The sequence below is a fragment of the Formosa haliotis genome, from assembly GCF_001685485.1.
Taxonomy (GTDB): Bacteria; Bacteroidota; Bacteroidia; order Flavobacteriales; family Flavobacteriaceae; genus Formosa; species Formosa haliotis.
On sequence record NZ_BDEL01000001.1, the window covers coordinates 1708387 to 1722349 of the forward strand.

Here is a 13963-nt window from a genome sequence, read left to right on the forward strand (position 1 = left end):
CCTTAATCGTTCATGAAACAATTGGTATTAATTTTTATTGGAGGTGGCTTTGGCAGTATTTTGCGATTTACCATAAGTAAATACCTAAATAGTGTTCATGCCAACCTTCCGTACGGTACGATGCTTGCTAATATTTTAGGGAGTTTACTAATTGGAATTATACTAGGTTTAGCGGCTAAAAATCATTTTATTACACAAAATCACACCTTATTATTAGCAACGGGTTTTTGTGGAGGCTTAACAACTTTTTCTACATTCGCTTTTGAGAATCATATGTTTATTAAAACAGGAGATTTTCTAAATTTTGCTATCTATTCTATTTCAAGTTTTGTTCTTGGCTTTCTTGCTGTTTTTTTAGGCATGTATTTAATTAAAGATTTTTAATCTTTTACAAAAGCCTTTACCCCTGCCTTAATTTCTGTATTCAGGAAATTTTCTCTTGGCACTATAGGGCAAGAATAATCTTCGTTATAAGCACAATACGGATTAAACGCGGTGTTAAAATCGATGGTTATAATACTATCATTCTCTTTATCGTGTAACCCTACTTCAATATATCTTCCTCCTCCATAAGTAGAGTCTCCGTTAGTTAAATCTAAAAAAGGTAAAAACAAATAATCTTCATAACCTTCTTGCTCCATTAAATCCTGACTTTCATAAATTTTAAGACTAAAATCTTCATTCTTAATTTTAAAATTTACGATTCCAAAAACACGTTCTTTAGCCTTTCTGTCTGTAGTTGTTGGCATTTCAAAAAATTCGGTATTTGGCGTGCGTTCTAATCGTGCCTGGACTATATATGTAGAATCTACATCAAAAAAATCTAAACTCTTAAACACTTTACGATCCTTCTTTTTTAAAGGAGATGTACTGGCATCCTTAAAACTAGCATTTAAAGACCTTTGATAAGGTGTGTCTCCTAATAAGGGTTCTTTCTTCTGAAAACATGAACACATAATTAAGAGTAAGATGAAGTATAGAAATTTTTGCATTTAAATTTTTTTGAATATCAAAAATACAACTTATCATTTTTTTATTTAGATTTGAACTTGAAAAATTAAGCATTCATGTTATCTAGAAAAATGTCATATAAACTTACCCGAGTATCTTTCTTAAGATGCAGGACTGTCTATATGTAACATTCAACCTTATATTATATAGAAAAACGTCCAACCCATCAAGTTGGACGTTTTTTTTTGTACCAACCAAACCAAAAACCATTATGAAATTACTATTTCAAAACTATATAAACACTTTTAAAGGCCTCTCTACCGAAGTATGGTGGTTGGCTTTAATTACCTTAATTAATAGAGCAGGAACCATGGTTATTCCGTTTCTATCTCTATATCTTACAGAAAATTTACACTTTTCACTCATTCAAGTGGGATGGATTATGAGTGCTTTTGGTGCTGGATCTGTTGTGGGATCTTGGCTGGGAGGACGATTAACCGATAAAATTGGTTACTATAAAGTTATGGTAATTAGTCTAATTACCTCTGGCTTTTTGTTTATTGGGTTACAATTCCTAAATACATTTGTTAGTATAGCCGTTGGGGTTTTCGTGTTGTTAATTGCTGCCGATATGTTTAGACCTGCCATGTTTGTAGCACTTAGCGCATACAGTAAACCAGAAAACAAGGTAAGATCGGTTACCTTAATTCGATTGGCCATTAATTTAGGATTCTCTGCTGGCCCTGCTATTGGCGGACTTATTATTGTAACCTTAAGCTATGGCGGATTGTTTTGGGTAGATGGTATAACTTGCTTTTTAGCGAGCATCTTATTACTAAATGTTTTACATCCAAAAAAGGCCAGAATTGCAGATGAGATTGTAGTAGAACACCCAAAATCGGCGTATAAAGATATTAATTACATTATCTTTCTATTTGCCATGTTACTGTTTGGCGTAGCTTTCTTACAGTACTTCTCTACAGTGCCCTTATTTTATAAAGACATCCATCATTTAAGCGAATTTCAAATAGGACTTTTAATGGGGCTAAATGGTTTTATTATTTTTGCTTTAGAAATGCCTCTCGTAAAATATTTCGAAAAGTCATGGTATTCTAAAACTGGATTAGTCCTTTTAGGTGCCATACTTTTAGGCCTAAGTTTTCTTGTATTAAACTTAAGCAATTGGACAGGTATTTTAGTGATTGGTATGATTTTTATGACAGTGGGAGAAATGATAGCCTTCCCATTTTCGAATGCCTTTGCTCTAGAACGTGCCAAGAAAGGCAACCAAGGCGAATATATGGCGCTTTATAGTATATCCTTTTCTATTGCACATATCATAGCTCATAATTCTGGCATGCATGTAATTGCAAATTACGGATATAAAGTAACTTGGTATACTAGTGTTGCTATAATGCTAATTTGTATTTCAACCTTATATTACCTAAAATTAAGAATGATAAGACAAAAAGATAAGCAATAAATTAACGTGTAGATTCGCGCAAAACAATATCGGTTTCTATAATTTCTGTAGAAAATGAGCTAGCCTCTTCACGCTGTTCTAGCTTTTCTATTAATTTTTTAGTTGCGGCAGCTCCCATAATTTCACCATGCTGACTCACACAGGTTAGTCTTGGGTTAGAGTTACGTGCTAACAATCCGTTTGCAAAAGAAATAACAGCTAAATCTTCGGGTAACTTATACCCATTTTCTTTAGCTAATTTCATAGCTGAAATTGCAGAAGATTCATTCGTTGAAATAATACCATCTATTTTATGCTTAAATAACGGACGAATCATTTTTTCGTACTGCTTATAATCTGGTTCGCTAGTATTAATAACCAAATTATCATCAAAGGTTAAATCGTTCTCAATTAATCCCTTTTTATAACCTTCAAATCGTAAACGACCAATGCTAAGATTTTGTAAAGGCGACACAAAAGCAATACGTTTGCACCCTTGTTTTACAAGAAAACTCACCGCCTCTGCTGCTGCATTTAAGTCATCAATAATAATTTTATCACATTCTACATGTTCAGAAACACGATCGAACATCACTATTGGAAATCCAAATTTCATGGTGTCTTCAAAATGACTAAACTCGCCGTTTTGCTCTGTTTCTTCAGATATAGCTAGCAAAAAACCATCAATACTTCCTGTAGATAGCATATCGATAATTTCAACTTCCTTTTGGTAAGACTCATTAGAAATACATGTCATAATACGATACCCATTCTTAGCAGCTTCCTTTTCTATACCTTGCAAAACTTGCATATAGAAATAGTTAAGCATATTCGGAATAATTACGCCTATACTTTTTGTTCTTCTGTTTTTTAAACTTAAAGCATTATAATTGGGTCTGTAATTTTTTTCCTTGGCGTAGTTTTGGATTAAAATCCTAGTTTCTTCGCTGATTTCTGGAATATCATGAAGCGCTTTAGATACTGTTGAAACGGATACATTTAATGCTTTTGCAATATCTTTTAAGGTCGTTTTTTTCATGAATATTGTATTAATATGTGTATGTGATATAAGAGATAAAATTATAATAAATTTTTGAGACTAAAAAACCTATATTTTTAATAATAATGAAATATAGCGTAGAGATATTAGGATTTTATGGTAGTATCCTTAACCAAGGGGTTGTTTTCTACAACATTAGACAACACAATTTGGGTTTTAGTTTCACCGTATGTTATGAGTTGGTCTATAAACATACCTAAATGTTTTTGATTTTTTAACACAACCTCCATAACTATGTTTTCATTTCCTGTAACTCTATAGCAATTTACAACTTCTTTAAAGGTGGTTACTTTTTCTAAAAAAGGCTTTAATCGTCCCATAAATACCCGAAGGGTAATAATCGTTTTTAGCTGATGTCCTGTTTCGTAATATGAAATTTGTGTATTATAACCTTCAATAACACCGGCATCTTCCATTTTACGAATACGCTCGGCAACAGCTGGAGAACTTATGCCTACAAATTTGGCTATTTCGGTATTGGATTGCCTTGAGTTTTTTTGCAAACATTCTAATATTTTCCAATTTACAGCATCTAACTGCATGCTTAAAGTTTTTAAGGATTAAAGTTTAATATTTAATCAAAAATACACTTTAAACTTTAATTATTAAATACATCTTTATCAATTAGTCCCTAATTTTGTATTAATTGCTAAGAAAATGACGAATTCACACCGTACCAACATAAAAGATTTAATTATCTATCAAAAATCTTTGGATATTTTTAAATTATCAAGGCATATCGCTTCATATATTACTTATGACAAAGATATACTGTCTATGCATCATTCAAAAAATATGTCAGATCGGTATGCAGATAAATTAGTTATGGATGCTTTTGGTTTGGTTCCTAAAATTGTTGAAACAGAGAATGAAACCAATTATATACAGAAATTAAAATACGCAAAATCTTTACGTTTTTTTATAGATAGACTTTATCATAACACCAGGCATTTAGAACACAACAAGTCTAATGGCTCCGATTTTATAAAATTACTTCGTATAGAACTTAGAAAGCTTAGAATCATTCACAGACATTATGTAAGGTCTTTAATACAACAAAATTAAATACCCTTCTTTTCACATTAATTATATTTGAAATTCAACACCTTCTAAAATTCGTGTTTATTACTGCAACATATTTTTAGAATTTAAAGCGTCTAAAACCAAACGAATCTCGCCATAACTATAAACATCATCTAATTGATTTTTTAAGTCGGATAGATTTTCAAAAGTTATTTTCGGAATTAATTCAGTTAATTTTTCATACGTCTCTACGGCCATTACATCTGTAATTTTTATCTCTCCAGAAGGAATAAAACTAGCCAAGTGACTAAAAATTGTATTTTCATTTAGCTCTCGTTCAAACGCAATGTCTTCAATAGTTTTTCCAGATTTAAATAAATTTAAAGATTGTGTTTTAGTATCAATCTTATTCTTTTTCGTTGTGACATCTTCAAATATTTCATCTTCCTTATGCGTTTGAATATCATGTTCATAACAATAATCTCGAATAACCCCTAGAATAGCACTTCCATATTTATCTACTCTAGTTTTCCCCATACCTCCAATACTAAGAAGTTCTTGCTTTGTTAAAGGTAGAACCTCGCAAATTTCGTATAATGTTTTCTGTGAAAATACCTGAAAGTGAATTAAATCATTTTCTGTAGCAATTTCATTTCTAAGCACCCGTAATAATTCAAATAATTCCACATTTACGGTACCGTCGACAACAGATTTCCTAGATTTTTTTGGTTTCTCCTTAGCAATAAATACGGCTTTTGCTCTTAATTCTAAGAGTTTCTTTGTTGTAAAATTATATGCTAAACTATTAAAATAAAATAGTTTGGTGTCGTGCAATTCTTCAAGTGTATCTAAATGTTTGGTAATATCACTCCTTACAGCTTGATTATCGGTTGTAAACGCAAGTTCCTTTAAAGGCTTCCCAATATTATTTTCCGTTTCTGTTTTAAAATATACTATGGCCTTGTTAAATCGGTCTTGTATAATACTATTGCCTTCTGGCAATTGATCGGTATCAGAAAGTTGCTTAAGCTGTGTATTAAACGCATTACTTACTTTAAGTAAATTAGTAACCGTAGTCTTTATGAGAAGCATTTGCGACTCCATATTACCTTGAAGGTTGTTTCTGTTTTTATAAAAGATATCCAAAATCCGATTTATCGGATATAAAAACTCATAAAACCCAAAAATTTCAGCAATTAACTCCAGTTGAAATTGTTGTTGCGAAAGGTGAAGAATAGAAGTATCCGGTTCATTAGCTTCTGCCTGTTTATTAAAATTTAATACATGACTGTCGGTAATTATTTGGTTGGCATTAATTTTACTTCTTAACACTAATCCTTCTAAGGATTTGCATCGGCTTAAAGCAACATACGTTTGGCCATGAGCGAAGGCTCCAGCTGCGTCTATAATAGCTTTCTCAAAGGTTAAACCTTGACTTTTGTGTATCGTAATAGCCCAAGCTAATCGCAACGGAATCTGAGTAAAGGCTCCTATTTTATCTTCGGTAATATCCTTTGTTTCGGGATCTACATTATAATTAATATTTTCCCAAACTTCGGCTTTGGTATTAATATTAAAGTCGTCACCTTTACAGCGTACAGTAACTTCATCTTTTGAAAGCTGAACAATTTTCCCAATCTTACCGTTAAAATACCGTTTCTCCCCACTACTATCATTCTTAATAAACATAACTTGAGCCCCAACTTTAAATTCTAATTGCTCGTTATTAGGATATGAAAATTCAGGAAACTTACCTTCTATTTTTGCCTTATAGGTAAACAATTTGGTGTCAAGCTTCTCCAACTCTTCACTATTGGTAGTTTCTGCTTTACTATTATGGGTCGTTAAAGATATAAAACCTTCATCGGGTTCTGGTTTAAAATCTGCGATGTATCTTTTGTTGAGCACATCAGCAGCAGCAGCACTTAGGGTATTATTTCTTATTTCATTAAGAATTTCAATAAATTTCGGATTCTCCTGTCTATAAATATGTTTTAACTCTATTGTTACAGCTTCACATTGTTGGTAAGCATGACTACTAAAAAAAAATCCATTAGCATAAACCGACTTTAGGAGCTGCCATTCATTGTCCCTAATTACGGGAGACAATTGTTGCAAGTCACCAATCATGAGTAGTTGCACGCCTCCAAACACTTTGGTTTTATTCCTAAAACGACGTAAAGTTTTATCTATACCATCAAGTAAATCTGCCCGAACCATACTAATTTCATCAATAACTAAAACATCCATCGATTTAATAATATTGATTTTAGCTTTACTAAACTTCCTATTAAATCCTGAAGCATTATCCAAATCTGAATTTGGAAGTATCGGCCCAAAAGGTAATTGGAAAAAAGAATGTATAGTAACGCCTTTAGCATTAATAGCAGCAACACCTGTAGGTGCAACAATAACCAGTCGTTTTAAACTATTTGCTTTTAATTTGTGTAAGAACGTTGTTTTTCCTGTACCAGCCTTTCCTGTTAAAAAGATAGAACGATTAGTGTTGTTTACAAACTCCCAAGCAAGGTCGAGTTCTTTATTGACAGCCATTATTATGCTTTTAAAAAATAGAATTGAAGATACTGATTTATTTCCTTTTGAATAAAAGAAAAGGGGAATTGATTCATAGGAAAAGGAAGATGAGTATAAACCCAAAAAAAAAATCCTCAACAAAAAAATTGTTGAGGATTTCTAAAAAAGGCAACGACCTACTCTCCCACAAATGCAGTACCATCGGCGCTAATGGGCTTAACTTCTCTGTTCGGAATGGTAAGAGGTGAGCCCCATTGCAATAATCACCTTAAATTGTTAAGCTAGTATTGAGATTTTAGTAATTAGTATTGAGTGTAATCTCAATGCTAATTTCTCACTACTTACTTCTAATATTTTAACATATTGAAAAAGGACGATTTACGTCTTGAACATAAATAATAATATAATAAATCTTGTACTCTTTTAAAAAAACAGGCGTACAATAAGCCTATGGGTTATTAGTACTACTCGGCTATGACATTACTGCCTTTACACCTATAGCCTATCAACGTGGTCATCTCCCACGACCCTTTAAAGAAATCTCATCTTGTGGTGGGTTTCGCGCTTATATGCTTTCAGCGCTTATCCCTTCCCAACGTAGCTACTCTGCAATGCTCCTGGCGGAACAACAGATACACCAGAGGTTGGTCCAACTCGGTCCTCTCGTACTAGAGTCAGATCCACTCAAATTTCTAACGCCCACAGTAGATAGAGACCGAACTGTCTCACGACGTTCTGAACCCAGCTCGCGTGCCACTTTAATGGGCGAACAGCCCAACCCTTGGGACCTTCTCCAGCCCCAGGATGTGACGAGCCGACATCGAGGTGCCAAACCCCCCCGTCGATATGAGCTCTTGGGGGAGATCAGCCTGTTATCCCCGGCGTACCTTTTATCCTTTGAGCGATGGCCCTTCCATGCGGAACCACCGGATCACTATGCTCTACTTTCGTACCTGATCGACTTGTAGGTCTCTCAGTCAAGCTCCCTTATGCCATTGCACTCTACGCACGGTTACCAAGCGTGCTGAGGGAACCTTTAGAAGCCTCCGTTACTCTTTTGGAGGCGACCACCCCAGTCAAACTACCCACCAAGCACTGTCCCTTCAAAAGAAGGTTAGACTCTAGATAAGCAAAGGGTGGTATTTCAACAATGACTCCACAACACCTAGCGATGCCGCTTCAAAGTCTCCCACCTATCCTACACATTACTTATCCAAAACCAATACTAAGCTATAGTAAAGGTGCACGGGGTCTTTTCGTCCCACTGCGGGTAATCGGCATCTTCACCGATACTACAATTTCACCGAGCTCATGGTTGAGACAGTGTCCAGATCGTTGCACCATTCGTGCAGGTCGGAACTTACCCGACAAGGAATTTCGCTACCTTAGGACCGTTATAGTTACGGCCGCCGTTTACTGGGGCTTCATTTTAGACCTTCGCATTACTGCTAAGCCCACCACTTAACCTTCCAGCACCGGGCAGGTGTCAGGCCATATACGTCATTTTTCAATTTAGCATAGCCCTGTGTTTTTGATAAACAGTCGCCTGGACCTTTTCACTGCGGCCCATCCGAAGATGGGCGACCCTTCTCCCGAAGTTACGGGTCTATTTTGCCTAGTTCCTTAACCATGAATCTCTCGAGCTCCTTAGAATTCTCATCCCAACTACCTGTGTCGGTTTAGGGTACGGGCTGCTTCTTTTGCTTTTCTTGGAAGTCGCTACTCTGGATTATCACCTTGACCGTAGTCTCAGTGTACTATCGCCGTGTTACCACTGGCTTCAACGAACTATTCCGTCAGTTCGCACCAAATTTACGCCTCCGTCACTTTTAGTAAGAGCAGGTACAGGAATATTAACCTGTTGTCCATCCACTACCCCTTTCGGGTTCGCGTTAGGTCCCGACTAACCCTCAGCTGATTAGCATAGCTGAGGAAACCTTAGTCTTTCGGAGTGCGGGTTTCTCGCCCGCATTATCGTTACTTATGCCTACATTTTCTTTTCTATACGTTCCAGCATGACTCGCATCACACCTTCAACACCTATAGAATGCTCCCCTACCACTTATAACTTTTGTTATAAATCCATAGCTTCGGTAATATGTTTATGCCCGATTATTATCCATGCCGAACCGCTCGACTAGTGAGCTGTTACGCACTCTTTAAATGAATGGCTGCTTCCAAGCCAACATCCTAGCTGTCTGAGCAGTTCAACCGCGTTTTTTCAACTTAACATATATTTGGGGACCTTAGCTGATGGTCTGGGTTCTTTCCCTCTCGGACATGGACCTTAGCACCCATGCCCTCACTGCTGATCAACATTTTATAGCATTCGGAGTTTGTCAGGAATTGGTAGGCGGTGAAGCCCCCGCATCCAATCAGTAGCTCTACCTCTATAAAACTATAAATCAACGCTGCACCTAAATGCATTTCGGGGAGTACGAGCTATTTCCGAGTTTGATTGGCCTTTCACCCCTACCCACAGGTCATCCGAAGACTTTTCAACGTCAACCGGTTCGGTCCTCCACTGTATGTTACTACAGCTTCAACCTGCCCATGGGTAGATCACACGGTTTCGCGTCTACCACTACTAACTAAAACGCCCTATTCAGACTCGCTTTCGCTACGGATCCGGACCTGAAGCCCTTAACCTTGCTAGCAACGGTAACTCGTAGGCTCATTATGCAAAAGGCACGCCGTCACACGTAAACGTGCTCCGACCGCTTGTAAGCGTATGGTTTCAGGATCTTTTTCACTCCCTTATTCAGGGTTCTTTTCACCTTTCCCTCACGGTACTAGTTCACTATCGGTCTCTCAGGAGTATTTAGCCTTAACGGATGGTCCCGCCAAATTCACACAGGGTTTCACGTGCCCCGCACTACTCAGGATACCACTATCTAATTGTTCTTTACCTATACGGGACTATCACCCTCTTTGGTTCCTCTTTCCAAAGGATTCTAATTCATTACACTTCGAATAACGTGGTCCTACAACCCCAATGTTGCCGTAACAACACTGGTTTGGGCTAATCCGCGTTCGCTCGCCACTACTTACGGAATCACTTTTGTTTTCTTCTCCTCCGGGTACTTAGATGTTTCAGTTCTCCGGGTTCGCCTCCTTACGGATACTATATCTTCAATATAGTGGGTTGCCCCATTCGGATATCTGCGGATCATATTGTATGTGCCAATCCCCGCAGCTTTTCGCAGCTTATCACGTCCTTCATCGCCTCTGAGAGCCTAGGCATTCCCCATACGCCCTTATTTAGCTTATTGTACTTTTTGCTTTTTTAATGAGTTTGTTATTAGTTAAAAGCTCGTAAACTTTAACTAACAACGAATTATTATTGTTTAAAATATATCTTATATAGTATGTGCAATACTACATAATATAATATCTTAATTATTTTTATGTATCTTTTTCAATATGTCAATGAACGTTTATCAATGTAGCTATTATTTAATCTAGCAATGTACCAATTGGTAGATTGTTAAATTGATTAATTTTTACATTAATTCGTGGAGAATATCGGAGTCGAACCGATGACCTCCTGCGTGCAAGGCAGGCGCTCTAGCCAGCTGAGCTAATCCCCCAATTACTAGTCGTTAGTAATTAGTAGTTAGTAGTTAGTACTGTTAACTACTACTCTAGCTTCTAGAATTTCCTTTTTTATTATATTAGTAGTCTCAGGCAGACTCGAACTGCCGACCTCTACATTATCAGTGTAGCGCTCTAACCAGCTGAGCTATGAGACTCTACTATAATAGATCATTTAAATTAACAGCTTGAGAATAAAGCATCTCTTTTCCTTTTTACTATCTTACTCCAATAGTCGTCTTTCTCTAGAAAGGAGGTGTTCCAGCCGCACCTTCCGGTACGGCTACCTTGTTACGACTTAGCCCTAGTTATCGACTTTACCCTAGGCCGCTCCTTGCGGTGACGGACTTCAGGCACTTCCAACTTCCATGGCTTGACGGGCGGTGTGTACAAGGCCCGGGAACGTATTCACCGCATCATGGCTGATATGCGATTACTAGCGATTCCAGCTTCACGGAGTCGAGTTGCAGACTCCGATCCGAACTGTGATAGGGTTTATAGATTCGCTCCACCTCGCGGTGTGGCTGCTCTCTGTCCCTACCATTGTAGCACGTGTGTAGCCCAGGACGTAAGGGCCGTGATGATTTGACGTCATCCCCACCTTCCTCACAGTTTGCACTGGCAGTCTTGTTAGAGTTCCCGACACTACTCGCTGGCAACTAACAACAGGGGTTGCGCTCGTTATAGGACTTAACCTGACACCTCACGGCACGAGCTGACGACAACCATGCAGCACCTTGTAAATTGTCCGAAGAAAAGTCTATCTCTAAACCTGTCAATCTACATTTAAGCCCTGGTAAGGTTCCTCGCGTATCATCGAATTAAACCACATGCTCCACCGCTTGTGCGGGCCCCCGTCAATTCCTTTGAGTTTCATTCTTGCGAACGTACTCCCCAGGTGGGTTACTTATCACTTTCGCTTAGCCACTCAATCCGAAGATCGAACAGCTAGTAACCATCGTTTACGGCGTGGACTACCAGGGTATCTAATCCTGTTCGCTACCCACGCTTTCGTCCATCAGTGTCAGTGTATTATTAGTAATCTGCCTTCGCAATTGGTATTCTATGTAATATCTATGCATTTCACCGCTACACTACATATTCTAACTACTTCATAATAACTCAAGACAACCAGTATCAAAGGCAATTTTACAGTTGAGCTGCAAGATTTCACCTCTGACTTAATTGTCCACCTACGGACCCTTTAAACCCAATGATTCCGGATAACGCTTGGATCCTCCGTATTACCGCGGCTGCTGGCACGGAGTTAGCCGATCCTTATTCTTACAGTACCGTCAAGCTCCCTCACGAGGGAGTGTTTCTTCCTGTATAAAAGCAGTTTACAACCCATAGGGCAGTCTTCCTGCACGCGGCATGGCTGGATCAGGCTCTCGCCCATTGTCCAATATTCCTCACTGCTGCCTCCCGTAGGAGTCTGGTCCGTGTCTCAGTACCAGTGTGGGGGATCTCCCTCTCAGGACCCCTATCTATCGCAGTCTTGGTAAGCCGTTACCTTACCAACTAACTAATAGAACGCATGCTCATCTTTTACCGATAAATCTTTAATATAAAAATGATGCCATCTCTATATACTATGAAGTATTAATCCAAATTTCTCTGGGCTATCCTCCTGTAAAAGGTAGATTGCATACGCGTTACGCACCCGTGCGCCGGTCGTCATCTGTGCAAGCACAATGTTACCCCTCGACTTGCATGTGTTAGGCCTGCCGCTAGCGTTCATCCTGAGCCAGGATCAAACTCTTCATCGTTAAATTTTTAAGTGTTTCCACTTTTACTTTTAACAACTAATGGAATTAAATTTTGGTACTCAAAATGGTTTATTCTCTTTTTGTGATATTAACCGTTTCCAGTTAATATCTACGCTGTCAATTCAATATGTTAATGAACTTATTTCTCTTCTTATCTTAACGCGTTTCCTTGTTAAGCGGGTGCAAATATAAAACCCTTTTTTATTCCTTGCAATGTTTTTTGAAGTTTTTTTTAAATTGTTTTTGCAAACTTTCTAATCTCATTAAAACACTAGCCAAAGAACTTCTCTTGTCTAAAAACGTTGCCGTTTTTAGCGGCTGCAAACTTACAACCTTTTTTGTTCTTACAAAGCTTTTTCTAATCTTTTTTAAAACTTATTTTAAATCCGATTTTTTAACCTGTTAATGAACCTTTGCTTACTCTTCTTCCTAAACCCTCTCGCCGTAAGCGGGTGCAAATATACAACCTTTCCTTTTTATAAAACTAACTTTTTATAAGGTTTTTTTTGATTTGTTTTTAATATGCAGGTTTGCAAATTGTTAAGTTTACAAAAACATTTAATTAAATGGAGGTTTCTATCTAAATCCATTCTTAAACAACGACGCCATTTAATACACGTGATTCATTTTACCTTCCATATACCCTCATTTCATTTACTATTATACATAGTGTAATTATTGCGATTTGATAAATTGTACAACCTCATCGTTAGTAAATTCTGGATTTGCTCCGCTCCTACCCGCCACCAAAGCGCCCACGGCACAGGCATAATTAATAGCATCTTGAGGAGAGGCATCGTGAAACAACTTATTAATTAATGTTGCTAAAAAAGAATCTCCTGCACCAACTGTGTCTATAACTTTAATTTTATACCCATCATTATAATAAAACGTATCGTTAATAGATAAGATAGCTCCATGCGCACCTCTAGTAACACATATCGATGTAGTGTTTGTTTCTCTTGCTATAAACCGAATATTTTCCTCTAGGGTCTCGGCATTAAACTCAAGCGACTTACTTATTTCGAAAATTTCATCATCATTAAATTTTATAAAATCTGCTTCATTCATCAATTTCTTAAGCACTTCTATAGTATAATGAGGGGGCCTTAAATTAACATCGAATATTTTATAGTCTGCTAATTTCAAAAGTGCATAAAGTGTTTCACGAGACACCTCATCTCTAGCAATCAAACTTCCGAAGATAAAAGCATCCGATTCTTTTATAATAGACTTCGCCATTTCTGTTACTTGGATATTATCCCAGGCTCTAGGAAACAAAATATCGTAAGATGCCGATCCGGCTTCATTAAGCATAACATTTACTTCCCCCGTTTTAAATTCCTGATCCACCTGAACTCCTTCAGTACGGATAGTTCCCTCTTTCAAAGTATTTAAAATTTGCGCTCCATTTTTATCATCGCCAACACGACTTATAATAGATACGTTATTATTAAACGCGCTTAATCTGTTAGCCACATTTAAAGGAGCTCCTCCAATTTTTCTATGATTTGGAAATACATCCCAAAGCACTTCCCCGAAACAAACTACATTTATCATAATATATAT

Annotated in this window: 8 protein-coding genes, 2 tRNA genes and 3 rRNA genes; 3 read left to right on the forward strand and 10 right to left on the reverse strand. The window is 37.2% G+C overall.

Translation table 11 applies throughout. The annotated features are described in order from the left end of the window. Positions 1-12 precede the first annotated feature (12 nt). Positions 13-384 carry a fluoride efflux transporter CrcB gene (gene crcB, locus A9D35_RS06805; RefSeq protein ID WP_066220768.1) on the forward strand — a complete coding sequence of 124 codons (372 nt, stop codon included), beginning with the start codon at positions 13-15 and terminating at the stop codon, positions 382-384. On the opposite strand, the gene A9D35_RS06810 is transcribed toward crcB, so the two are convergent. After that, the gene (locus A9D35_RS06810; RefSeq protein WP_066220771.1) at positions 381-992 is read right to left on the reverse strand and encodes a DUF1684 domain-containing protein; all 612 of its coding nucleotides are present in this window, start codon (positions 990-992) and stop codon (positions 381-383) included. The two genes, crcB and A9D35_RS06810, sit on opposite strands and share 4 nt — an antisense overlap. A gap of 230 nt (positions 993-1222) precedes the next feature. On the opposite strand from A9D35_RS06810, the gene A9D35_RS06815 reads away from it, so the two are divergent. Continuing rightward, a complete protein-coding gene (locus A9D35_RS06815) occupies positions 1223-2434 on the forward strand; it encodes an MDR family MFS transporter (protein WP_066220773.1) in 1212 nt (403 codons plus the stop codon). Between the two features lies 1 nt (position 2435). Here A9D35_RS06815 and A9D35_RS06820 read toward each other — a convergent pair whose 3' ends face one another. Both A9D35_RS06820 and A9D35_RS06825 read right to left on the reverse strand, forming a co-directional pair. Then, the gene (locus A9D35_RS06820; protein WP_066220776.1) at positions 2436-3452 is read right to left on the reverse strand and encodes a LacI family DNA-binding transcriptional regulator; all 1017 of its coding nucleotides are present in this window, start codon (positions 3450-3452) and stop codon (positions 2436-2438) included. Positions 3453-3559: 107 nt separating this feature from the next. After that, a complete protein-coding gene (locus A9D35_RS06825; protein ID WP_066220779.1) occupies positions 3560-4015 on the reverse strand; it encodes an Lrp/AsnC family transcriptional regulator in 456 nt (151 codons plus the stop codon). 115 nt (positions 4016-4130) lie between these two features. On the opposite strand from A9D35_RS06825, the gene A9D35_RS06830 reads away from it, so the two are divergent. After that, positions 4131-4538, forward strand: coding sequence for a hypothetical protein (locus A9D35_RS06830; protein ID WP_066220782.1), 408 nt, complete (start codon positions 4131-4133; stop codon positions 4536-4538). Positions 4539-4598: 60 nt separating this feature from the next. On the opposite strand, the gene A9D35_RS06835 is transcribed toward A9D35_RS06830, so the two are convergent. The 7 genes from A9D35_RS06835 to A9D35_RS06865 form a co-directional block, all read right to left on the reverse strand. After that, positions 4599-7049, reverse strand: a complete 2451-nt coding sequence (locus A9D35_RS06835; protein WP_066220785.1) for a helix-turn-helix domain-containing protein — start codon at positions 7047-7049, stop codon at positions 4599-4601. A 145-nt stretch (positions 7050-7194) separates the two neighbouring features. Beyond that, a 5S ribosomal RNA gene (gene rrf, locus A9D35_RS06840) occupies positions 7195-7302 on the reverse strand. 167 nt (positions 7303-7469) lie between these two features. Then, positions 7470-10303, reverse strand: a 23S ribosomal RNA gene (locus A9D35_RS06845). A gap of 244 nt (positions 10304-10547) precedes the next feature. Then, positions 10548-10621 (reverse strand) — tRNA-Ala (locus A9D35_RS06850). Positions 10622-10709: 88 nt separating this feature from the next. After that, positions 10710-10783, reverse strand: a tRNA-Ile gene (locus A9D35_RS06855). A 91-nt stretch (positions 10784-10874) separates the two neighbouring features. Further along, positions 10875-12394 (reverse strand): 16S ribosomal RNA (locus tag A9D35_RS06860). Together the 16S, 23S and 5S rRNA genes with 2 tRNA genes alongside form the textbook arrangement of a ribosomal RNA operon. Positions 12395-13069: 675 nt before the next feature. After that, on the reverse strand, positions 13070-13954 hold the full coding sequence (locus tag A9D35_RS06865) for a carbohydrate kinase family protein (protein WP_066220788.1): 885 nt from the start codon (positions 13952-13954) through the stop codon (positions 13070-13072). Positions 13955-13963: the final 9 nt, after the last annotated feature.

Bases quoted from the DNA above. Each gene is read 5' to 3' on its own strand.
- crcB (WP_066220768.1), top strand. From the start codon at position 13: ATGAAACAATTGGTATTAATTTTTATTGGAGGTGGCTTTGGCAGTATT.
- A9D35_RS06810 (WP_066220771.1), bottom strand. From the start codon at position 992: ATGCAAAAATTTCTATACTTCATCTTACTCTTAATTATGTGTTCATGT.
- A9D35_RS06815 (WP_066220773.1), top strand. From the start codon at position 1,223: ATGAAATTACTATTTCAAAACTATATAAACACTTTTAAAGGCCTCTCT.
- A9D35_RS06820 (WP_066220776.1), bottom strand. From the start codon at position 3,452: ATGAAAAAAACGACCTTAAAAGATATTGCAAAAGCATTAAATGTATCC.
- A9D35_RS06825 (WP_066220779.1), bottom strand. From the start codon at position 4,015: ATGCAGTTAGATGCTGTAAATTGGAAAATATTAGAATGTTTGCAAAAA.
- A9D35_RS06830 (WP_066220782.1), top strand. From the start codon at position 4,131: ATGACGAATTCACACCGTACCAACATAAAAGATTTAATTATCTATCAA.
- A9D35_RS06835 (WP_066220785.1), bottom strand. From the start codon at position 7,049: ATGGCTGTCAATAAAGAACTCGACCTTGCTTGGGAGTTTGTAAACAAC.
- A9D35_RS06865 (WP_066220788.1), bottom strand. From the start codon at position 13,954: ATGATAAATGTAGTTTGTTTCGGGGAAGTGCTTTGGGATGTATTTCCA.